Origin of the sequence: Streptomyces sp. RGM 3693 (assembly GCF_050471125.1) — a bacterium.
Lineage (GTDB): Bacteria > Actinomycetota > Actinomycetes > Streptomycetales > Streptomycetaceae > Streptomyces.
This window is the reverse complement of the sequence record NZ_JBMPPQ010000001.1, coordinates 1,702,053-1,722,962: the sequence shown is the minus strand read 5'-3', so window position 1 is coordinate 1,722,962 and position 20,910 is coordinate 1,702,053. Positions and strand designations below refer to the sequence as shown.

Genomic DNA, 20,910 nt, shown 5'->3' with positions numbered 1-20,910 from the left:
GCCGGCGAAGCGGTGGGGCGCGCCACGGCGGGCGACGGCCGTGGGACGGCACGGCCGTGGCTACCGGGCGGGTCGCCTCACCCGCGGCCCGGTGCCGTCACGGGCGGCAGAACCGGGCGACGGCGACCGAGCCGCCGGCGTTCTCGTCGTCGGAGCCGAGGATCCCGTCCCGGGAGCCGGGCAGACTGGCCAGCGCCTCGACCTTGTGTCCGGAGACCGTCGCGAGCCGCCGCGGCCGGTCGGACACCGCCAGTCGGATGCGGCCGTCCCGGGAGACGGTGACCCGCCCGGCGTCGTAGAGCGCGGAGGCGAACGGGCCGTCGTCGCCCGGGTCGGACGCCGACGACACGGTCAGCCGACCGTCGGCGGCGAGCTTCAGGTCCGAGACGTGCCGGACGTGCTCCGTCGGGTACGGCGCCCGGAATTCCGCCGATACCGGCTTTCCGACGGAGTTGTCCGCCGGATTCCACTCGGCCGCCGACAGCGTCGCCGGACGGTCGTCCTGGCCGCGATCCGCCCAGACCGCGACGGATTTCCCGTGGACGACGAAGAGCGCGAATCCCTCGTGGTTGGCATCCGGGGAAATGCCGGGCAGGCGGAATGTGCCGAGCACCCGCACGGTGTCCTTTTCCCGGACGACGCGGTAGGCGGTGCCGTCGCTCGCCAGCGCCACGAACTCGTGCGGCCGGCCGGGGACCGCGTCGATCGCCTCCAGGTCCACGGGCAGCTCGCCGGCCCAGTCCAGCGGCCGTACCCGCGGCGCGGCGCCCGGGCCAAGACCTATCGCCACCAGCCGGTTCTGGCCGGGCTTCTTGTTGTCACGGACGCCGACGGCGTCGATCGCACCGCCGTGCCGGTCCTCGACGGCCAGGCCGCTGATGCCGGCGGTGATGCCGTCCCCGACCCGCTGCCAGTCGGTCCCGCCGGGGTGGGGCGCGGGGGCCGGATGCCGCTCCTGTGCGGTGGCCGTCGTCGGCGCCAGCAACGCGACGCCGACGAGGGCCACACCTATTGCCTTCTTAATCATCGGGCGATGCTAGGTGAATTCCGCCAATTACCGGTGAGTTGGCGTTTTCGATTTCCGCTCAGCTGCCGGACATTCCGTCAGGATTCACCGTGCGCCGGGCGGCTGACGCACCGGGAGAATCCCCCGGCGACGCGGGAAGGCATTTCGGGACACCGCCCCTCGACCTCGACGGAAGGAACCGGCGATGCCCGCCCCCGACCCCGCCCCCGGTGACGACGGCAACCCCGCGTACGGCCACCGGCCCTTCAAACGCTCCCGCAGCCACTTCGCCGACCGGGTCACCGCCGACGGCCGCGACGGCTGGCCGGTGGCGGCCGGCCGCTACCGGCTGGTGGCCAGCCGCGCCTGCCCGTGGGCGAGCCGCGCGGTGATCTCCCGGCGGCTGCTCGGCCTGGAGGACGCGCTGTCGCTGGCCGTCGTCGACCCCCTCCAGGACGACCGCAGTTGGCGCTTCACCCTCGACCCGGGCGGCCGGGACCCGGTCCTCGGCATCCGCTTCCTCAGCGAGGCGTACGACGCCCGCGAGACCGGCTACCCCGGCGGCGTCAGCGTCCCCGCGCTGGTGGACGTCCCCAGTGGGCAGCTGGTCACCAACGACTTCCAGCAGATCACCCTGGACTTCGCGACCGAGTGGACGGCGCTGCACCGGCCCGGGGCGCCCGACCTCTACCCACCGGCGCACCGCGCGGAGATCGACGCCGTGATGGCCGACGTCTACCGGGACGTCAACAACGGGGTGTACCGGGCCGGTTTCGCCACCGGCCAGGGCGAGTACGACGAGGCGTTCGACGTGCTCTTCGGGCGGCTGGACCAGCTCGCCGACCGGCTGTCGGACCGGCGGTACCTGGTCGGCGACACGATCACCGAGGCCGACATCCGCCTGTTCACGACGCTGGTCCGCTTCGACGCCGCCTACCACGGCCACTTCAAGTGCAACCGGTTCAAGCTGGCCGAGGACCCGGTGCTGTGGGCGTACGCCAAGGACCTGTTCCAGACGCCCGGTTTCGGCGACACGGTGGACTTCCACCACATCAAGCAGCACTACTACCGGGTGCACACGGGCATCAACCCCACCGGCATCGTCCCGCTCGGCCCGGACCTGTCCGGTTGGCTGACCCCGCACCACCGCGAGGAGCTGGGCGGACGGCCGTTCGGCGACGGCACACCGCCGGGTCCGGTCCCGCCGGGCGAGGAGGTCCCGCCGTCGGGGCGCCCCTGATCCATCCGCCGATCCATCCTCTGATCCACCCGACCGGAGCGGGCACCGATTGTCGGGTCCGACAGAGTGGGCCTTCCCTAGCGTGAGTGATCGAAAGGGAAGGAGACCGAGGTGCTGGAGCGGCTGAACGAAGCCATGGAGCACATCGAACGCCATCTCGACCGTCCGGTCGAGGCGGGCGAACTGGCGCGGATCGCCATGACGTCGGAGTACCACTTCCGGCGGATGTTCTCCGCGCTGGCCGGGATGCCGCTGTCGGAGTACCTGCGGCGCCGGCGGCTGACCGTCGCGGGCGCCGAGGTACTGGCCGGCGAGCGGACGCTGCTGGACATCGCGGTGCGGTACGGCTACGGCTCGGGCGAGGCGTTCGCCCGGGCGTTCCGGGGACTGCACGGCGTGGGCCCGGGCGAGGCCCGGCGGACCGGTGCGGCACTGCGCTCCCAGCCCCGGATGGCCTTCCGTCTCGTCGTCGAAGGGAGCAGCACCATGGAGTACCGGATCGTGGAGAAGGAAGAGTTCCGGGTGGTCGGGAAGAAGGCCCGGGTACCGCTGGTGTACGAGGGGGTCAACCCGGCCATCGCGGAGTTCATCAAGGGTCTGGGCAAGGAGACGGTGCGGCGGATCCACGAGCTGTCGGACCAGGACCCGGAGGGGATCGTGGCGGTCTGCGACGGCCTCGACCCGAGCCGCGCCGAGGGCACCGAACTCGACTACTACCACGCGGTGGTGACGAACGTCCCGGTGCCCGACGACCTGGACGCGCTCACCGTCCCGCCCGGGACCTGGGCGGTCTTCGCGAACACCGGCCCGTATCCGCAGGCGCTGCAGAGCCTGTGGGCGGACGTCTTCGCCCAGTGGTTCCCGTCGAACCCGTACCGCAGCCGGCCCGGCCCGGAGATCCTGCGCACGCGGATCACGCCGGACGGGGCGGAGGCGACCACGGAGCTGTGGATACCGGTGGAGCGGACACCGGTGTGAGGCACCGGGCTCCGCCGCGCCTACGGGAGCGGCGGAGCCCGGACCGCTTCGATGTCACGAACTCCCCTCGCATTGGGGGGAGTTGAGCGTCGGCGCTACTCCGCGCCGGCGTCCTCCGGGGTTCGGCGGACCAGCCCGGCCAGGACGTCGAGGGCATCGGACAGGACGTCGACGGGCGGGGAGGCCAGGGCCAACCGGACCGCGTTGGGGACGTGGCCGGCGCCGGCGGCGAAGGCGCCGGACGGGGTGACCGCGATGCCGTGGCGGGCCGCCGCGGCCACGAAGGTGTCGGCCCGCCACGGCTCGGGCAACTCCCACCAGCAGTGGTAGGAGTGCGGATCGGCGCGGAGCCGTTGGCCGGCCAGGCGGTCAGCGACGATCCGCTGGCGGGCCGCCGCGTCGGCGCGCTTGTCCGCTTCGACGGCGGTGGCGGTGCCGTCACCCAGCCAGCGGACCGCCGCCTCCAACGCGAAGCCGGCGGCCGTCCAGGCGCCGGAGCGGAGCGCGGCGGCGAAGTCCGGGGCGGCGTCGTGGTCGGGGGGCACCAGGAAGCCGAGGGTCAGCCCGGGGGCGAGGCGTTTGGAGAGGCTGTCGACGAGCACCGTGCGCTCCGGCGCGAGGGCCGCGAGCGGCGGCAGGTCGGGGCGGAGGAAACCGTAGACGGCGTCCTCGACCGCGTACAGGTCCAACGCGCGCAGCGTCGCGGCGAGTTCCGCGCGGCGCGCGCCGGGCATGGTGGTGCCGAGCGGGTTGTGCAGTGCGGGCTGGAGGTAGACCGCGCGCAGGGGGGCGGCGGCGCGCAGCGCGTCGGGGGTGACGCCGTGCTCGTCCATGGCCAACGGGACGAGGGTGATGCCGAGGCGGGCCGCGATGCCCTTGACGACGGGGAAGGTGAGCGCTTCGACGCCGAGGCGTTCACCGGGCGGGACCAGGGTGGCGAAGGCGGCGGCGAGGGCCTGCCGGCCGCTGCCCGCGAAGAGCAGCCGCCGGGCGTCGGGGACCCAGCCGGCCCGGGCGAGGTGTGCGGCGGCGGCCTGCCGGGCGGCCGGGGTGCCGGCGGCGCCGGCCGGGCGCAGCGCCGCGGCAAGCGCGTCGTCCTGCTGGAGCAGCTGGCCGAGGCTGCGCGCGAGGAGCGCGGGCTGCCCGGGCAGGACGGGGAAGTTCAGCTCCAGGTCGATGCGGTGGCCGCCGGGTTCGGCCAGTGCGGGCTCGGTCGCCGGTGGCGCCGTGCGGACGAAGGTGCCGCGGCCGACCTCGCCCACGGTCAGGCCGCGCCGGCCCAGTTCGCGGTAGACCCGGGCCGCGGTCGAGTCGGCGATCCGCCGTCGTTGGGCGAACCGGCGCAGTGGCGGCAGCCGGTCCCCCGGGCGCAGCCGGCCGGCCGCGATGGCCGCGGCCAGTTCGTCGGCGATGGCGCGGTAGTCGTCCCCCGACATAGGCGCTCCCCTCCCTCACATTGCACCGAGCACATTGTTTCTATTGTGCCGAGACAATGCTCCTCATAGCATCGATCCGTCAACCCCCGGATGCAGCAGGGCCGCAGGTGGTGCGGCCAGGAGAGGTGTGTCATGGCATCGGTGCAATATGACGGGATCACGGTGGAGTACGAGGACGAGGGCAGTGGTGAGCCGCTGGTGCTCGTCCACGGCCACCCCTTCGACCGCTCGATGTGGCGCCCGCAGATCACGCACTTCAGCCGCGCCGGGATGCGAGTGATCGCACCGGACCTCCGCGGCTACGGCGGCAGTTCGGTGGTGCCCGGCAAGACCCCGCTGGAGACCTTCGCCCGGGACCTCGCCGACCTGCTCGACCGGCTCGGGATCGAGCGGTGCGTGCTGGGCGGGCTGTCCATGGGCGGGCAGATCGTCATGGAGTGCTACCGGCAGTTCCCTGAGCGGATCCGAGCGTTGCTGCTCGCCGACACCTTCGCGGCGGCGGACACCGAGGCGGGCCGGGCGGTGCGCCTGCGTACCGCGCAGCGGCTCCTGACCGAGGGGATGGCCGGGTACGCGCACGAGGTGCTGCCCAAAATGATCTCGCCGGCCAACGTCACGGCGCGGCCGGCGGTCGCCGAGCACGTCCTGGGGATGATGCGGAACGCCTCCCCCGAGGGCGCCGCGGCCGCCCTGCGCGGTCGGGCCGAGCGGCGGGACTACACCGGGCTGCTGCCGCGGGTCACGGTGCCCACCCTGGTCGTGGTGGGCACCGAGGACGAGTTCACCCCGGTCGCCGACGCCCGACTGATCCACGAGGCGGTGCCCGGCTCGCACCTGGCGGTCATTCAGGACGCCGGTCACCTGCCGAACCTGGAGCGCCCGGAGCAGTTCAACGCGGCGCTGGCGGACTTCCTGACCGCCCTGCCGAACCCGGTCACGCCGGCGGGCTGAGCGCGCCCCGGTGAGCGGACCGCGCCGGGCCGTCCGTACGCGTCGTCAACGCCCTGGCAGTGGCCGAGCGCGGAGTCCCCGCACCGGGCCGTCGCTCCAGTGATCGGCGCCGTCCGCGGCCGGCTACTCGCCGACCTGCCCGGACGCCAGCAACGCCGCGTGCGGCAGCACCAGTTGCCCGTCCGGTGCGGCGAACTCGGCGGCCAGCTCGACGAAATGGCGTCTGATCCGCTCGGTGGTCGCGGGCCCCTGGGAGGTGACGACCCGGCCGATGGTCGCCACGCCGGCCGCCGGGCCGCACCACCATTCCTCCGGCGTGGTGCGGTGCTCCCAGGACACCGTGGCGCACCGCACCCCGGCCAGCCGGCCGGCGGTGCGCAGCAGTTCCGCGAGGCCGTCCTCGGTGCGCGGGAAGTCGTCCTCGGGCGCGAGGGCGGGGATGTCCAGCGGTCGGGGCACGCCGGCCGCCTGTACCGCGCGGCCGAGGAGCGCCTGGCCCGATGCGGGCGGTGCGGACCAGATGGTCAGCGCGATCCGGCCGCCCGGCCGGGTCACCCGGCGCAACTCCGCGAGGGCCGCACCGGGCCGCCCGACGTGGTTGAGCACGAAGTTCCCGACGACGGCGTCGAACGCACCGTCGGGGAAGGGGAGGTGGGGGAGGGCGGCGACCTGGACGGTGGCCTCGGGGACGGCGGCCGCGGCGCTGTGCACCATGTCGGGTTCGGTGTCGACGGCGGTCACCCGGGCCCCGCGGGCGCAGGCCACCGCCGCCGCGGTGCCGGTACCGGTGCCGACGTCCAGCACCCGGGTGTCCTCGCCGACACCGGCGGCGTCCAGCAGCCGCGGCACCGTATACGCGCACAGTCGGCCGAAGCCCGCCGCGTACGCCGCGGCCCGGCCGGCCCAGGCCCGTCGCTCGCTGGCGTCGAACGGCGTCTGCGCCGCCCCGGGCATCCGCCCCTCCCCCGCGTCCGTCACGTTCGCCCCGCCTTTCCCTCGCGTCTCGTTCCGTAACGTGCACTCCGCCAACGTCCGGGAGCGCGCCGAACTCTCCCCTCGCACACCGGTGTTACCCAGCCGTAACCTACCGACGGGTTACCAGAGGTAAGCAGTGGACCTTACCCTCCAGTCACATCGAGCCGCCGGGCGCCCCTCCTGTCCTTGGAGTCCTCTGGACAGCGTCCCGTGCGGCTCGCGTCGAGATCTGGAGCAGAAGATGACGCCCTCCCGCACCACTCTGCGCGCCGCGATCGGCACCGTCTCCGCGGCGGTGCTCGCCACCACGGTCCTCACCGGCGCCCCGGCGAGCGCCGCGCCGGCACCCGCCCGCACCGCGGCCACCGCCCGGCCGGCGGCCACGGACTCCCCCACCCTGCGGTTCGTCGACATCACCGGCGCGGGCGGGATCACCCTCAAGGCGAACGTCTTCACCCCCTCCGGCGCCGACGGCGGCCGGCGGTACCCGCTGATCGTGCTGCCCACCAGCTGGGCGATGCCCCAGGTCGAATACCTCGCGCAGGCCCGCAAACTGGCCGCCGCCGGATACGTCGTGGTCGGCTACAACTCGCGCGGCTTCTGGCAGTCCGGCGGGCAGATAGAGACCGCCGGACCGCAGGACGTCGCCGACGCCTCCAAGGTCATCGACTGGGCACTGGCACACACCCCCGCCGACCCGCACAAGGTCGGCATGGCCGGCGTCTCCTACGGCGCCGGGATCAGCCTGCTGGCCGCCGCGTCCGACAAGCGGATCAAGGTGGTCGCGGCACTCAGCGGCTGGGCCGACCTGATCGGCTCGATCTACAGCGGACGCACCCCGCACCTCCAGGCGGCGGCGACGCTCGGCGGCTTGGGCGCGCTGACCGGGCGCCCCAGCCCGGAACTCCAGCGGATCCTCAAGGACTTCCTCAGCGCCAACATGGCCAAGGAAAAGGACATGATCGAGTGGGGCCGGAAGCGCTCCCCGGCCACCTACCTCGACCAGATCAATGCCAATGGGGCGGCGATCCTGCTCGGCAACGCCTGGGGCGACTCCCTCTTCCCACCCAACCAGTACGCGGCGTTCTTCGAGAAGCTCAAGGGCCCCAAGCGGCTGGAGTTCCGCCCCGGCGACCACGCCACCGCCGAGGGACTGGGCCTGCTCGGACTGCCCAACGACACCTGGAACGACACCAAGCGCTGGTTCGACCACTATCTCCAGGGCGCGGACAACGGCATCGACCGCGAGTCGCCGGTCCTCCTCAAGTCCCGTTCCACCGGCGCCTACGAGGGCTACAAGAGCTGGCAGGACGTCCCCTCCGCACACCGCCGGATCGCCCTGGGCGGCACCCAGCGCGTCCGCACCGGAATCGACTCCGGCGCCGACGGCGGACTGATCTTCCTCTCCAGCATGCTGGACCAGTTCCTCCGGCTGCCGCCGATGGCCTCCATCCCGCTGCTGCCGCGCTCGGCCGCCGCCGTCTGGCAGTCCGCGCCGTACGAGAGCGGGCAGCGGGTGCGCGGCACCACCCACCTGCACACCACCGTGACCCCCACCGCCACCAGCGGCACCGCCATCGCCTACCTCTACGACGTCGGCCCGCTGGGCCTGGGCAAACTGGTCACCCACGCCCCGTTCACCTTCCACGACAAGACCCCGGGCCGGCCGTTCGGCATGGACCTGGACCTCTCCGCCACCGCCTACAACGTGCCCGCCGGGCACCGGCTCGCGGTGGTCATGGACACCGTCGACCCGCTCTACATCGCCCAGAACCCCGCCGGCGCCCGACTGGCGTTCTCCTCCCCGGCGGACGACCCGTCGTACGTGTCGGTACCGGTCCGCGACTAGGGCCCATCCGGCCCTGATCCACCGGGCAGACCCAAAAGCCGTAGGGCGGCGGTCCGGACCTACGACCGCCGGCCTACGGCTTCCGCCCGAAGCGGTGGGCGGAGCGGGCTCGTTACGCTCCCCGCCATGAGAACTCTCCCCCCACCCCGCGACGCCGCACAACGCAAACGGGACGCCCTCCGGCTGCTGGAGACGGAAGAGGACGCCTGGGTCTCGTCCGCCTCCGCCGACGGCGCACCCACCCTGGTGCCGCTGTCGTTCATCTGGCACCGCGAGCGCCTGGTGATGTCCACCAAGGGCACCAACCCCACCGCCCGCAACCTCGCCGCCCGCGGGGAGAGCCGGGTGGCGCTGGGGACCACCCGGGACGTGGTGCTCGCCGACTGCACCGTCGAGGTACTGGCCAACGACGCCCTGCCACTGGACGCGGCGGACGCCCTCGCCGTCAAGCTCGGCTGGAACCCGCGCGGCCGCGCTGCGTGGGTCTTCCTCCGCTTCACCCCGCACCGCCTGCTGGTCTGGCGCGAGGAGAACGAGCTGGCCGGGCGGGAACTCCTGCGGAACGGCGTCTGGCAGGTCTGACGCCACCGCACTCCACAGCACACCCGGGTCCAGGTCACGGTCACGGTCACCGACGACATCGGCGCGGACCAGACCACCCGCCGGACCTCCGCCGGGGCGTTCACCGTGCTGGACGCGGTGAACTTCGCCGACGTCCCACAAGGAGCTGATCGGGCACGCCGCGCACAGCCCGTGGATGGCCCGCCGGTTCCGCTGAACGGGCCGCCGGGCGGCGCCCGTTCAGCCCCGCGCCCGGTGGTCCTCCTGTCGGAGCGTCGCCGGCTCCGGGGCGGCCACCCCGCCCGCCTCGACCTTGGGGTTGCGCCGCTGCCGTCGAGCGGCCCAGGTGGCCAGCCAGGACAGCAGCATGCACATCCCGATGTAGATCGGCGAGATGATCATGACGACGGGGATGAACGGCAGGTCGTAGTCGAGGTTGGACGCGATGAGCTTGCCGGCGTGCAGGAACTCCTCGTAGGTGATGAGGAAGCCGAGCGAGGTGTCCTTCAGGGCGACCACCAGCTGGGAGATGATCGCCGGCAGCATCGCCCGGACCGCCTGCGGCACCAGCACGTGCACCATCACCTGGGTCTTGCGCATCCCCAGCGCGTACGCGGCCTCGCCCTGGCCGCGCTCGACGGAGTTGACGCCGGAGCGGAAGACCTCCGCCAGCACCGAACCGTTGTACAGCGTCAGGCCGCTGACCAGGGCGGTCAGCGGATCCGCATGCAGCGCGACGTAGATGAAGAAGATCATCACCAGCACCGGCATGGCGCGGAAGAACTCCACCAGCAGGGTGCACGCCCACCGCAGGAATCGGTGCGCGGAGAGCCGCCCGGCCGCCAGTGCCCCGCCCAGCACCAGCGACCCCACCGCCGCCAGCCCGAACGCCCGCAGGGTGTTGGCCACTCCGGTGAGCAGCAACTCCTGGATGCCCTCGTAGGTGAAGGGGGTCCACTTCGCCGCGGTGAACTGGTGGGTGCGGAAGAGGAGGGCGAGGATCCAGCCGACCAGGGCGAGCAGCACCAGCGTCCCGGCGAGCCCGAAGTACCGGTGCCGGCGCCGGGTCCGCGGGCCCGGCAGGTCGTACAGGACGCTGGTCATCGGGCGACTCCGTAGCGCTTCTCCAGCGCGTTGAAGAGCGCGCTGATGGTCAGGGTCACGAGGAGGTAGCCGACCGCGATCCAGACGAAGGACCAGACGATGCCGTAGCCCCTTTCGTTGAGCGGTTTGTAGACGCCGAGGAGTTCGACGACGCTGAACGAGCCGGCGATCGCGGAGTTCTTGGCGAGCGCGATCAGGGTCGAACCGATCGGCGGGATGACCGAGCGGAACGCCTGCGGCAGCACCACCAGGCCGAGCGTCTGCCGGAAGCTCATGCCCAGGCTGCGGGCCGCCTCCCCCTGGCCGGCCGGCACGGTGTTGATGCCGGCGCGCACCGCCTCGCAGAGGAACGCGGAGGTGTAGCAGCCCAGCGCCAGGACGGCGAAGACGGTGAAGGGCAGCACCAGGCCGAAGCGCGGCAGCCCCAGCAGCACCGCGAAGAACAGCAGCGTCAGCGGGGTGTTGCGCAGCACCGTCACCCAGGCCGTGCCGAAGACCCGCAGGGAGCGGACCGGGGCGACCCGGAAGGCCGCCATGAGGAAGCCGAGGGCGAGGGCGAGCAGGGCGGCGTAGACGGTCAGTTCCACGGTGCCGAGCAGACCGCGCCCGTAGAGGGAGAGGTTGTCGAGGAGAACGTCCATGGTTCGGCCCTGCTCCAGTTCCTGATCGTTCCGGGTCGTCCGGTCGTTCCGGGTGCGCGGTTCCGCGCCGGCCGCGGGTGCTCAACCCGCCGGATAGCGGTTGATCGGGGGCGGTGCCGGCGCCGGCACCCCGGACACCCCGAGCGTGGCCCGGTACGCCTTCTGCCAGGTGCCGTTCCGCTCCGCCGCGGCGAGTGCGTCGTCCAGCGCGAACCGCAGCGCGTGGTCGCTGCGCCGCACGCCGATGCCGTACGGCTCCTTGGAGAACGGCGCGCCGACGACCTTCAGTTGGTCGGGCACCTTGGCCGCGTAGCCGAGCAGGATCGCGTCGTCGGTGGTGACCGCGTCGACCTGATAGGTCAGCAGGTTGTCCACGCACACCGAATAGGTGTCGTAGGCCACCAGGACGGCCCGGGGGTAGTCGGCCTCGATGCGCTGGTACGGGGTGGAGCCGGCGGCCGAGCAGACGCGTTTGCCAGCCAGGTTCTGCGGACCGTGGATGTCGTGCTCGTCGCTGCGCACCAGGAGGGACTGACCGGCCAGGTAGTACGGGCCGGCGAAGCCGACCTGCCGCGTGCGCTTGGCGTTGATGGTGTAGGTGCCGACGTAGAGGTCGATCTGGCCGTTCTGGAGCGCGGTCTCGCGGTTGGCGGAGGCGATGGTGCGGAACGTCACGGCGCGTTCGGGGAAGCCGAGCGCGGCCGCCATCATCTTGGCGATCTCGATGTCGAAACCGCGGTAGGTCCCGCTGGCCGGGTCCCGTTCGCCGAGGTAGGGCTGGTCCTCCTTGACGCCGATGATGAGCCGGCCGCGGCGTTTGGCGGCCGTCCAGGTCGGCGAGGCGGGCAGCGAGAAGTTCCGAGCCACCGCATAGCGCGGCAGGTCAGCGGCCTTGGGGCCCTTGACAGGTGGGCTGCCGGGCCGGCCGCAACCCACCGCCGCCAGCACCAGCAGCGTCAGCAGCAGCGCGCGGCCCACCGGGAGCGGGCGCGGGCGGCGGCGGCACGACGGGGTGGGGAGGTGCGGCATCGCGGCGCCCCGTTCAGTGCTTGAGGATCTTGGCGAGGAAGTCCTTGGCGCGTGCACTGCGCGGCGCGGTGAAGAACTCCTCCGGGGTGCGGTCCTCGATGATCCGGCCGTCGGCCATGAACACCACGCGGTGGGCGGCGTAGCGGGCGAAGCCCATCTCGTGGGTGACCACGACCATCGTCATGCCGTCCCGGGCGAGCTGCCGCATCACCTCCAACACCTCGTTGATCATCTCGGGGTCGAGGGCCGAGGTGGGCTCGTCGAAGAGCAGCGCCTTGGGTTCCATGGCGAGTGCGCGGGCGATGGCGACGCGCTGCTGCTGGCCGCCGGAGAGCTGTACCGGGTATTTGGCGGCGTGGGCGGCGAGTCCGACCCGGTCGAGGAGTTCGCGGGCCCGCCGTTCCGCGTCCTCCTTCCGCTTCTTGCGGACCTTCACCGGCGCCAACATCACGTTGTCCAGCACGGTCCGGTGCGCGAAGAGGTTGAACGACTGGAAGACCATGCCGACGTCGGCGCGCAACCGGGCCAACGCCCGGCCTTCCTGGGGCAGCGGTACGCCGTCGAGCAGGATGGTGCCCGATTCGATGGGCTCCAGACGGTTGATGGTCCGGCACAGGGTCGACTTGCCGGATCCGGAGGGGCCGATGATCACCACGACCTCGCCACGGCCGACGGTGAGGTCGATGTCCTGGAGGACGTGCAACGGCCCGTAGTGCTTGTTGACCCCGCGCAGCTCGATCAGCGCGTCCTCGGCCATGGAGGGACCCGCCCCCTCTCGTCCGGACAGCGGAGAGACCGCAACTTACCCGTACGAATGGGGCACTTCGCCGGTGACACGCGCGGGGGCGGGCCGTTCGGCCCGGCGCGTCAGCCCTCGGCGACCTCGGCGTAGACCTGGGAGAGCTCGGGGGCGCCGTCGTCGGCCCAGGCATGCCCGGCGGCCACCACGTCGACCTCCCGACCGGACGCCAGCCGCACCACCGGCTGCCCGTCCGGCCAGACGTACCAGACCGCGTCACGGACCGTGCGCACCACGACCGTGCCGAGGTAGAGCCCGGCGTCGTTGCCGAGCCAGGGCAGCACCTCCGGGTCGTCGCGCCACACCGGCTGGAGCTGGTCGAGTTCCTCCAACGACCGTACGGAGTCGTCGAGTTCGACCCCGGCGGTGGCCGCCTGGTCGCGCAGCAGCTCGCATTCGGAGAGCAGCTCGACGACGCTCTCGGGATCCGCGCGCACCGACTCGGCGAGCGGCACCGACCCGGCCACGTCCGTGCGCCTACGCCACTTGTCCAGGAAAGACAGGTTCATGGTGCGAGGGTCCCACCCGCCCCCGTGCCGCGGCCACAGGCGCGCGGCACATCGCCGGGGCCTGCTCGGTACCCCCACGCGCCTCCCCGGCGCACCGGAGAGTTACGGAAGGCGCACCACCGGCTCACACGTCCAGGTCGACCACCACGGGCGCATGGTCCGAGGCGCCCTTGCCCTTGCGCTCCTCGCGGTCGACATAGGCGTCCGAGACGGCCTTGCCGAACGGGGCGTTGCCGTAGACGAGGTCGATGCGCATTCCGCGGTTCTTGGGGAAGGCGAGCTGGCGGTAGTCCCAGTACGTGTACGGCCGGTCGTACTTCAGCGGGCGGGGTACCACGTCCGCGAGGCCGGCCTCGCGGAGGGCGCCCAGGGCGGCGCGCTCGGCCGGCGTGACGTGGGTGAGGCCCTCGAAGACGGCCGGGTCCCAGACGTCCTCGTCGGTCGGCGCGACGTTGAAGTCGCCGAGGACCGCGAACGGGCGGGTGCCCACCGCGTCCTCGGCGACCGCGGCCTTCAGGGCCTCGAACCAGCCGAGCTTGTAGGCGTAGTGCGCATGGTCGACCTCGCGGCCGTTGGGAACGTAGACCGACCAGACGCGGGCCGGGCCGCAGGTCGCCGAGACGGCGCGGGGCTCCTGCACGCCCTCGTACTCCGGGCCGCCGGGGAGTCCCTTGACCACGTCCGTCAGGCCGACCTTGGAGAGCAGGGCGACGCCGTTCCACCGACCGGTGGCGTTGACCGCGGCTTCGTAGCCCAGCTCGCGGAGCTGGTCGTAGGGGAACTGCTCGTCGGAGCACTTGGTCTCCTGGACGCACAGCACATCCGTGCCGGACTGCTCCAGCCAGGCCAGCAGCCTGGGGAGGCGGGCGGTGATCGAATTGACGTTCCAGGTCGCGATGCGCATGTCCGTAAACCTACCGCGCGGCACTGACAGTCAGCCCACCTCGGAGTGGGCGCCCGGGGTGAGGCGGCCGTGGTCGGTCCCGGCCAGCTTGTCGATCAAGCCGTCGTAGACCGGGCGGGCGTGGTCCGCCAGCAGGCTGTCGTGGATGTCGATGGCCCGGCGCGGGGCGACCTCGCGGACGTAGTCGATGATCTCGGAGACCTTGTTCCACGGCGCGTGGACCGGCAGTAGCAGGGTGTCGACGGTGCGGCCCTCGGGGACGGTCAGCGCGTCGCCGGGGTGGAAGACGGTGCCGTCCAGGAGGAAGCCGACGTTGGTGATGCGCGGGATGTCCGGATGGATCACCGCGTGCAGCTGCCCGTGCACCTCGACGTCGAAGCCGGCGGCGGTGAAGGCGTCCCCCTCGCCGACGGTGTGCACCCGGCCCGGGAAGGCCGCCGAGATCTGGTCGGCGACACTGGCCAGGGTCCAGACCTCGGCCGCCGGGTTGGCCTCCATGGCGCGGCGCAACCGGTCCTCCTGGAAGTGGTCCGGGTGCTCGTGCGTCACCAGGATCGCGTCCGCGCCGACGGCCGCGTCCTCCTCGCTGAACACCCCGGGATCGATGACCAGCGTCCGCCCGGCCTTCTCGATCCGGACACAGGCATGGGTCTTCTTGGTGAGTTCCATGAGGTCATCTTGCCGCGCCGGGACGGCCGCCCGGGCGGGCTGTGGACAACGGCCGGGGAGCCGTGCGGACCCGCCCCCGCCCTCATGCCTCCGGGGTCGTCTCCTCCTGTATGACCTTCCGGGCCACCGCGAAGGCGGAGTTGGCGGCCGGGACGCCGCAGTAGACCGCGGTGTGGAGCAGGATCTCCTTGATCTCCGCGGGCGTGAGGCCGTTGCGGAGCGCGGCGCGGGTGTGCAGGGCGAGTTCCTCGTGGTGACCGCGGGCGACCAGCGCGGTGAGGGTGATGATGCTGCGGGTGCGGCGGTCCAGACCGGGCCGGGTCCAGGTCTCGCCCCAGGCGTAGCGGGTGATGAAGTCGTGGAAGTCGGCGTTGAAGTCGTCGGTGGCGGCCTCCACCCGGTCCACGTGCGCGTCGCCGAGCACCTCGCGGCGGACCTTGATGCCCTGCTCGTACGTGCCGCCGCGGACCTGGGCGGGCTGCGACAGGCCGGACTCGATGGCGGCCGGGGCGTGGGTCGGCATCGGCGGGGCGATCTGCGGCTTGGGGGCGGCCGCGCTGATGGCGGCCGGGCCGGGCTTGTCGTGCCAGGCGGTGCTGAAGTGGCGGATGAGCAGTTCGGAGACGGCCGCCGGCTGCTCGACGGGGGCCAGGTGCGAGGTGCCGGGGATCAGCGCCAGGCTCGCGTCCGGTATGCCGGCGACCAGGGTGCGGGCATCGGTGGTGGGCGTGACCTGGTCCTCGGCGCCGACGACGACGAGCGTGGGCACGCCCACCCGGCCCAGGGAGGACCGCACGTCGTAGGCGGCCAGTGCCTCGCAGGCGGCGATGTAGCAACCGGGGTCGGTGGTCCGCACCATTTGGACGGCCCATTCGACGATGGCGGTCTGGGCGGTGCCGAAGCCCGGGGTGAACCAGTGCTCGGGCGCGGTGCGGGCGATCGGGTCGAGTCCGTTGGTGCGGATCACCACCCCGCGCTGACGCCAGGCGTCGGCGGTGCCGTAGCGCGGCGAGGAGGACACCAGCGCGAGGGAGGTGACGCGCTGCGGGCGGGTGAGGGCGAGCTGGGTGCCGACGGCGCTGCCGATGTCACAGCCCGCGTAGCCGAACCGCTCCACGCCCAGGGCGTCGAGGGTGGTGACGAGCCGGTCGGCGAGTTCGGCGATGGAACTCGCCGCGTGGGCGGGCGATCCACCGTGGCCGGGCAGGTCGAACCGGATGACGCGCCACTGGCGGGTCAGCTCGGGGATCTGCCGATCCCACATATGCCAGGTCGTCCCGAGGGCGGCCCCCAGGACGAGGACGGGGGCGCCATCGGGACCATCGATCCGGTGCTGCAGGGTCTTCTCGCTCACCCGACCACGCTAACCGACGCCGTGACGCGGTCCTGACACCCGGGTCAGGAAGCGGGGGTCACAGATCAGAACTGCACGGTCGAAACGGTGTAAACGACCGGGTGCCCGGGTTCGTCCTCGCTGACCACGATCCGCTGGGAGGGCTGCGGCGCCGGCCGGTTGACCGCGACGCCCTGCCAGGGCCAGTCGGCTTGGAAGTCCCAGCCGACCTTGGCTGCCTGGTCCGGCGGGATGGTGATCGCGCCCTTCTTGAGGGCGGCGGTGCTGGTGCCGACGGCCGCGAGGTACTGCGTCAGGCCCCAGTCGTTGGTCCGGAACTGCACGAACAGCGAACTGGTCTGCCAGGAGTTGGTCTCGTAGTAGTAGACCGGGGTGGAGCCGATCGGCACCGGGACGTCGTAGATCCGCTGCTGGAGCTTGGTGGGGAAGGCGTTGGTCAGGCCGGTGGCGGCGGCCTCGGACTCCTTGTCCTCGCCGCTGTCCCGGCTCTGCTCGGCGGAGATGACGAAGTAGCCGGCCGGGATCGTGATCAGCAGGAAGATGACCAGCGCCATCAGGAAGGGTCGGCGGGTCCGGGGGCGGGTCTGGGCGCCCGGGTGGTGGTCGTCGTGCATGGCTGGGGGGTCCGGTTCGGTCATCGGCGGCCCGACCGTTCGTAGCGCGCGTTGCGCTCCGCACGACGGCGGTTGGCGCGCCGGAAGCGGCGGGCCACCAGCCGGGCGAGGTCGGCGGCGCCGACCATCCCGGCCTCGGGGCCCAGCTGGGCCTTGGTGATGGTGGCCTCGGGGCGGTAGCCGCGGCCGGTGAGGTGGCGCCGGAAGGCGTCCCGGGCCGGGCCGATCAGCAGGTCGTCGGCGGCGCTGACGCCGCCACCGATGACGAAGCAGGACGGGTCGAGGGCGGCGGCGAGGTTGGCGATGCCGACGCCGAGCCACTGGCCGATGTCCTGGAGGAGTTCGACGCACATCGCGTCGCCCTCCCGGGCCAGCTCGGTGATCAGCGGGCCGGTGATGTCGCCGACCCGCCCGCCGACCCGCTCGATGATGTTGTACGCGACCGGGGAGTCGGCGGCGGCCAGCTCCCGGGCCTCGCGGACCAGGGCGTTTCCGGAGCTGTACTGCTCCCAGCAGCCGCGGTTGCCGCAGGGGCAGCGGTGGCCTCCGGGGACCACTTGCATGTGGCCGAATTCGCCGGCCACCCCGTACTTGCCGCGCTTGACGGCGCCGTCCTCCAGGATGGCGCCGCCGATGCCGGTACCGAGCGTGATCATGACGAGGTGGTCCTCGCCGCGGCCGGCGCCGAAGCGCCACTCCGCCCAGGCGGCGGTGTTGGCGTCGTTGTCGACCATGACCGGGACGGCCAGCCGGTCGGCGAGGCGGTCCCGCAGCGGCTCGTTGCGCCAGTTCAGGTGGGGGGCGAAGAGCACCCGGGAGCGGTCGGCGTCCACCCAGCCGGCCGCGCCGATGCCGACCGCGTGCACGTCGTGCCGGTCGGAGAGGTCCAGCACCAGCTCGGTGATGGTGTCCTCGACGACCTTGGGACTCTTGGACTTGTCCGGCGTCTCGGTGCGGACCTTCTCCAAGATGGTGCCGTCGGCGTCGACCACGCCGGCCATCACCTTGGTGCCGCCGATGTCGATGCCGACGGTGGGCACCCGGGGGGCGGTCAGGTGGGAGCGGCGCTCTCTGGCGCCGACGGTGCGCAGGACGGTGGCGCGGGCACTCCCGCGGTGCGCCCGGTCCCGGTACATGCTCATCGGATCACCCCTCGGACCTCGTCGCCGGTAGGGCTGCCGGGGCGGCGGCCGGGACAGCCGGGCCGGCTGCCGTTAGGGTCTCGGCGGCTGCGTGCGCGCAAGAGTCGTCTCGTCCCTGCGGGTATCGGGGAGGCCGGGGCCTCGCTGGATGGTCCGGTGCGATTGTGCATCACCCGCGCCATCCGGCGCACCGCGATGCGGGGCGCCGCACCCCGCGGTGGCCGGGAACCGGTGCGGGGCGCGGCGCGGGTTCACTCGGGCCGGTGACCGCCGGGGAACTCCGTCGGGCCGGTGCGGGCCAGTTCGTGGCTGAGTTGTTCCAGCTCACTGCCGCCCGCCATTTGGCGGGTCAGCTCCTCCAGGGCGATCTCCGACTTCAGGTGGCTGCCGGCCATCGTGCCGCGCTTGAGCAGGACGAAGCGGTCGCCGACCAGGTAGGCGTGGTGCGGGTTGTGGGTGATCAACACCACGCCGAGTCCGGCGTCCCTGGCGGCCGCGACGTACTTGAGCACCACGCCGGACTGCTTGACGCCGAGCGCCGCGGTCGGCTCGTCCAGGACGAGGACCTTGGCGCCGAAGTAGACGGCGCGGGCGATGGCGACGCACTGTCGTTCGCCGCCGGAGAGGGTGCCGATGGGCTGGTCGACGTCGCGGAGGTCGATGCCCATCCGCAGCAGCTCGGCGCGGGTGGTCTCGCGCATGGTGCGCACGTCGAGCCGTCGGAACGGGCCGACGCCGGTGGTCGGCTCCGAGCCGAGGAAGAAGTTCCGCCACACCGGCATCAGGGGCACCACGGCCAGGTCCTGGTAGACGGTGGCGATACCGCGGTCCAGGGCCTCGCGCGGGGAGCCGAGCCGGGTCTCCTCGCCCTCGATGCTGAAGGCGCCGGCGTCGTGCTGGTGCAGCCCCGCGATGATCTTGATGAGGGTGGACTTGCCGGCGCCGTTGTCGCCGAGGACGCAGGTGATCTCGCCCGCGTGCACCTCCAGCGTCACGCCGGTCAGCGCTTTGACGCTGCCGTAGAACTTGCTGACGTCATGGAGTTCGACCAGTGCCGTCATGATTTGTCCTCCGCCCGCTTGCGGACCCAGGCGTTCAGGAGCGTGGCGAGCAGCAGCATCGCGCCGAGGAAGAACTTGTACCAGTCCGGGTTCCACTGCGCGTAGACGATGCCCTTGCTGGCCATGCCGAAGATGAACGCGCCGACCGCGGCGCCGATCGCCGAGCCGAAGCCGCCGGTCATCAGGCAGCCGCCGACCGCCGCCGCGATGATGTACAGGAACTCGTTGCCGACGCCGTCGCCGGACTGGATCGCGTCGAACGAGAACAGCAGGTGCTGGCCCGAGATCCAGGCGGCGAACGCGACGCCCATGTAGAGGCCGATCTTGGTGCGGGTGACCGGGACGCCGACCGCCCGGGCGGCGTCCGCGTTGCCGCCCACCGCGAAGATCCAGTTGCCGGCCCGGGTCCGCAGCAGGATCCAGGTGGCGAGCGCGACCAGCACCAGCCACCACACGATGGTGATCTGGATGTCGACGCCCCCGATGGTCAGGTGCGAGGCGAAGACCGCACGGGCGGAGTCGAAGCCCTCCATGTCGGCGATGGACTTGGTGGAGACGGTGCCGCTGATCAGCTTGGTGAAGCCCAGGTTGAGGCCGGTCAGCATGAAGAAGGTGCCCAGCGTGATGACGAAACTGGGGAGCTTCGTCCGGGTCAGCAGCACCCCGTTGAGGACGCCGATGCCCAGCGTGACCAGCAGCGACACCCCGACGCCGACCCAGGTGTTGGCGGTCATCTGGTAGCTGAACATCGACGAGATCAACGCCGAGCTGACCACCATGACGCCGGCCGACAGGTCGAACTCCCCGCCGATCATCAGCAGCGCCACCGGTACGGCCATGATGCCGATCGTCGAGGACGCGTACAGGATCGTGGAGAGACTGGCGGGCCGCAGGAACGGTTCGGCAATCAGTGAGAAGAAGACGAAGACGGCGATGGCGCCGACCACCGAGCCCAGCTCGGGGCGGCTCATCAGCCGACGGGTCAGGGAACGGTGCAGCAGCCGCTCGTCGCCCGCGCCCTCGGACGACGCGGGCTGCCGGGTCGGTGCGTCGGCGGTGCTCATCGGGTCCCCCGCTGCGTGTACTGCTGGAGCGCGGCGGCGTCCTGCTTGGTGATCACCTGGGGGCCGGTGAGCACCGGCTTGCCGCCGCCGAGGACGTCGGCGTTGTACTTGTACAGCCACAGCAGGTCGACCGCCTGGTAGCCCTGGAGGTAGGGCTGCTGGTCGACCGCGAAGCCCAGCGAGCCGTCCTTCAGACCGGTCGCGACCTGCGCGTTGAGGTCGAAGGTGTCGATCTCGGCCTTGCTGCCGGCCTGCTCCTTGGCCTTGACGGCGGTGGCGGCGAACGGCGCGCCGAGGGTGACCACGGCGTCGATGGACGGGTCGGCCTGGAGCTTGGACTCGATGGACGCCTGCACGTCGGGCATGTTGGTGCCGTCCACGTACAGCTTCTGCATCTCGCCCTTGAAGGTCTTCGCGGCCCCGTCGCAGCGCTGCTCGTGGCCGACGTTGCCTTGCTCGTGCAGGACGCAGAGGGCCTTCTTCTCCCCGCGCTTGGTCAGCTCCTCGCCGACCGCCTCGCCGGCCACCGTCTCATCCTGGCCGATGTGGGTGAGCGCGCCGAACGCCTTGGACTCGTCGGCGCCGGAGTTCACCGTGATCACCGGGATGCCGGCCTTCTCGGCCTTGAGGACGACGTCCTTCATGGCGTCCGGCTTGGCCAGCGAGACGATCAGCCCGTCGACCTTCTGGTCGATGTAGGACTGCACGAGCTCGCTCTGCCGCTGGGCCTCCTTGTCGTGCGCGTAGACGAAGTTGATGTTGTCCTTGTCGGCGGCCTGCTGGGCGCCCTTCTGCACGATGTCCCAGAACGTGTCGCCGTCTCCCGAGTGGGTGACCATCGCGAAGGTCCACCGGGGGGTGTGCACGACGGACTTGCCGCCGGCGGTCTGCGCGGCGCGCTCCTCCTCGGCTCGCTTGCCTCCGGTGCTGCTGCACCCCGCCAGGGAAACGCCGAGTACCGCTGCCAGCACGGCGCCCACGACGCGTCCTCTTCTTCGAACCCTTGCCACGAGGACTTGCCTTT

General features: G+C 72.1%; 21 protein-coding genes. 5 read left to right on the top strand and 16 right to left on the bottom strand.

What is annotated here, in order from left to right; all coding sequences use genetic code 11:
* Positions 1–97 precede the first annotated feature (97 nt).
* Positions 98–1,027: a hypothetical protein gene (locus ACO0M4_RS07300; RefSeq protein WP_430368891.1), complete on the bottom strand. Its 930-nt coding sequence runs from the start codon at positions 1,025–1,027 to the stop codon at positions 98–100.
* A 184-nt stretch (positions 1,028–1,211) separates the two neighbouring features.
* Between ACO0M4_RS07300 and ACO0M4_RS07295 the strand changes: the two genes are divergently transcribed.
* Together ACO0M4_RS07295 and ACO0M4_RS07290 are read left to right on the top strand one after the other, a co-directional pair.
* A complete protein-coding gene (locus tag ACO0M4_RS07295) occupies positions 1,212–2,246 on the top strand; it encodes a glutathione S-transferase family protein (RefSeq protein ID WP_430368889.1) in 1,035 nt (344 codons plus the stop codon).
* 111 nt (positions 2,247–2,357) lie between these two features.
* A complete protein-coding gene (locus ACO0M4_RS07290) occupies positions 2,358–3,224 on the top strand; it encodes a GyrI-like domain-containing protein (protein WP_430368888.1) in 867 nt (288 codons plus the stop codon).
* A 95-nt stretch (positions 3,225–3,319) separates the two neighbouring features.
* Here ACO0M4_RS07290 and ACO0M4_RS07285 read toward each other — a convergent pair whose 3' ends face one another.
* Complete coding sequence (locus ACO0M4_RS07285; RefSeq protein WP_430368887.1) at positions 3,320–4,660, bottom strand: PLP-dependent aminotransferase family protein; 1,341 nt, start codon at positions 4,658–4,660, stop codon at positions 3,320–3,322.
* Positions 4,661–4,792: 132 nt separating this feature from the next.
* On the opposite strand from ACO0M4_RS07285, the gene ACO0M4_RS07280 reads away from it, so the two are divergent.
* Positions 4,793–5,611, top strand: a complete 819-nt coding sequence (locus tag ACO0M4_RS07280; protein ID WP_430368886.1) for an alpha/beta fold hydrolase — start codon at positions 4,793–4,795, stop codon at positions 5,609–5,611.
* Between the two features lie 123 nt (positions 5,612–5,734).
* Here ACO0M4_RS07280 and ACO0M4_RS07275 read toward each other — a convergent pair whose 3' ends face one another.
* A complete protein-coding gene (locus ACO0M4_RS07275; RefSeq protein ID WP_430371285.1) occupies positions 5,735–6,565 on the bottom strand; it encodes a class I SAM-dependent methyltransferase in 831 nt (276 codons plus the stop codon).
* A gap of 262 nt (positions 6,566–6,827) precedes the next feature.
* Here ACO0M4_RS07275 and ACO0M4_RS07270 point away from each other — a divergent pair, with 262 nt between their 5' ends.
* Together ACO0M4_RS07270 and ACO0M4_RS07265 are read left to right on the top strand one after the other, a co-directional pair.
* Complete coding sequence (locus tag ACO0M4_RS07270; RefSeq protein WP_430368884.1) at positions 6,828–8,435, top strand: alpha/beta fold hydrolase; 1,608 nt, start codon at positions 6,828–6,830, stop codon at positions 8,433–8,435.
* Positions 8,436–8,561: 126 nt separating this feature from the next.
* Positions 8,562–9,017: a pyridoxamine 5'-phosphate oxidase family protein gene (locus ACO0M4_RS07265; RefSeq protein WP_430368882.1), complete on the top strand. Its 456-nt coding sequence runs from the start codon at positions 8,562–8,564 to the stop codon at positions 9,015–9,017.
* 219 nt (positions 9,018–9,236) lie between these two features.
* Here ACO0M4_RS07265 and ACO0M4_RS07260 read toward each other — a convergent pair whose 3' ends face one another.
* The 13 genes from ACO0M4_RS07260 to ACO0M4_RS07200 all read right to left on the bottom strand — a co-directional run bounded on the left by ACO0M4_RS07260 (position 9,237) and on the right by ACO0M4_RS07200 (position 20,866).
* Positions 9,237–10,100, bottom strand: a complete 864-nt coding sequence (locus ACO0M4_RS07260; RefSeq protein WP_430368881.1) for an amino acid ABC transporter permease — start codon at positions 10,098–10,100, stop codon at positions 9,237–9,239.
* Entirely contained in the window at positions 10,097–10,741 is a 645-nt protein-coding gene (locus ACO0M4_RS07255; protein WP_430368879.1) for an amino acid ABC transporter permease, read from the bottom strand. Before ACO0M4_RS07255 ends, ACO0M4_RS07260 begins: the two co-directional genes overlap by 4 nt.
* An 81-nt stretch (positions 10,742–10,822) precedes the next feature.
* Positions 10,823–11,770, bottom strand: coding sequence for a glutamate ABC transporter substrate-binding protein (locus tag ACO0M4_RS07250; protein ID WP_430368878.1), 948 nt, complete (start codon positions 11,768–11,770; stop codon positions 10,823–10,825).
* A gap of 13 nt (positions 11,771–11,783) precedes the next feature.
* Positions 11,784–12,527 (bottom strand): amino acid ABC transporter ATP-binding protein, encoded by a 744-nt coding sequence (locus ACO0M4_RS07245; RefSeq protein ID WP_430368877.1) that lies wholly within the window; start codon positions 12,525–12,527, stop codon positions 11,784–11,786.
* 110 nt (positions 12,528–12,637) lie between these two features.
* Positions 12,638–13,078 carry a DUF6278 family protein gene (locus ACO0M4_RS07240; protein WP_430368876.1) on the bottom strand — a complete coding sequence of 147 codons (441 nt, stop codon included), beginning with the start codon at positions 13,076–13,078 and terminating at the stop codon, positions 12,638–12,640.
* Between the two features lie 124 nt (positions 13,079–13,202).
* Positions 13,203–13,982: an exodeoxyribonuclease III gene (locus ACO0M4_RS07235; RefSeq protein WP_430368874.1), complete on the bottom strand. Its 780-nt coding sequence runs from the start codon at positions 13,980–13,982 to the stop codon at positions 13,203–13,205.
* Positions 13,983–14,012: 30 nt separating this feature from the next.
* Positions 14,013–14,651 (bottom strand): MBL fold metallo-hydrolase, encoded by a 639-nt coding sequence (locus tag ACO0M4_RS07230; RefSeq protein ID WP_430368873.1) that lies wholly within the window; start codon positions 14,649–14,651, stop codon positions 14,013–14,015.
* Positions 14,652–14,733: 82 nt separating this feature from the next.
* Positions 14,734–16,005 (bottom strand): 4-carboxymuconolactone decarboxylase, encoded by a 1,272-nt coding sequence (gene pcaC / locus ACO0M4_RS07225; RefSeq protein WP_430368872.1) that lies wholly within the window; start codon positions 16,003–16,005, stop codon positions 14,734–14,736.
* 65 nt (positions 16,006–16,070) lie between these two features.
* Entirely contained in the window at positions 16,071–16,643 is a 573-nt protein-coding gene (locus tag ACO0M4_RS07220) for a hypothetical protein (RefSeq protein ID WP_430368870.1), read from the bottom strand.
* Positions 16,640–17,761 (bottom strand): ROK family glucokinase, encoded by a 1,122-nt coding sequence (locus ACO0M4_RS07215; protein WP_430368869.1) that lies wholly within the window; start codon positions 17,759–17,761, stop codon positions 16,640–16,642. The genes ACO0M4_RS07220 and ACO0M4_RS07215 overlap by 4 nt, the downstream gene beginning before the upstream one ends.
* A gap of 251 nt (positions 17,762–18,012) precedes the next feature.
* Positions 18,013–18,822: an ATP-binding cassette domain-containing protein gene (locus ACO0M4_RS07210; protein ID WP_430368868.1), complete on the bottom strand. Its 810-nt coding sequence runs from the start codon at positions 18,820–18,822 to the stop codon at positions 18,013–18,015.
* Entirely contained in the window at positions 18,819–19,886 is a 1,068-nt protein-coding gene (locus ACO0M4_RS07205) for an ABC transporter permease (protein ID WP_430368866.1), read from the bottom strand. Before ACO0M4_RS07205 ends, ACO0M4_RS07210 begins: the two co-directional genes overlap by 4 nt.
* Positions 19,883–20,866, bottom strand: coding sequence for a sugar ABC transporter substrate-binding protein (locus ACO0M4_RS07200; protein WP_430368865.1), 984 nt, complete (start codon positions 20,864–20,866; stop codon positions 19,883–19,885). The genes ACO0M4_RS07205 and ACO0M4_RS07200 overlap by 4 nt, the downstream gene beginning before the upstream one ends.
* Positions 20,867–20,910: the final 44 nt, after the last annotated feature.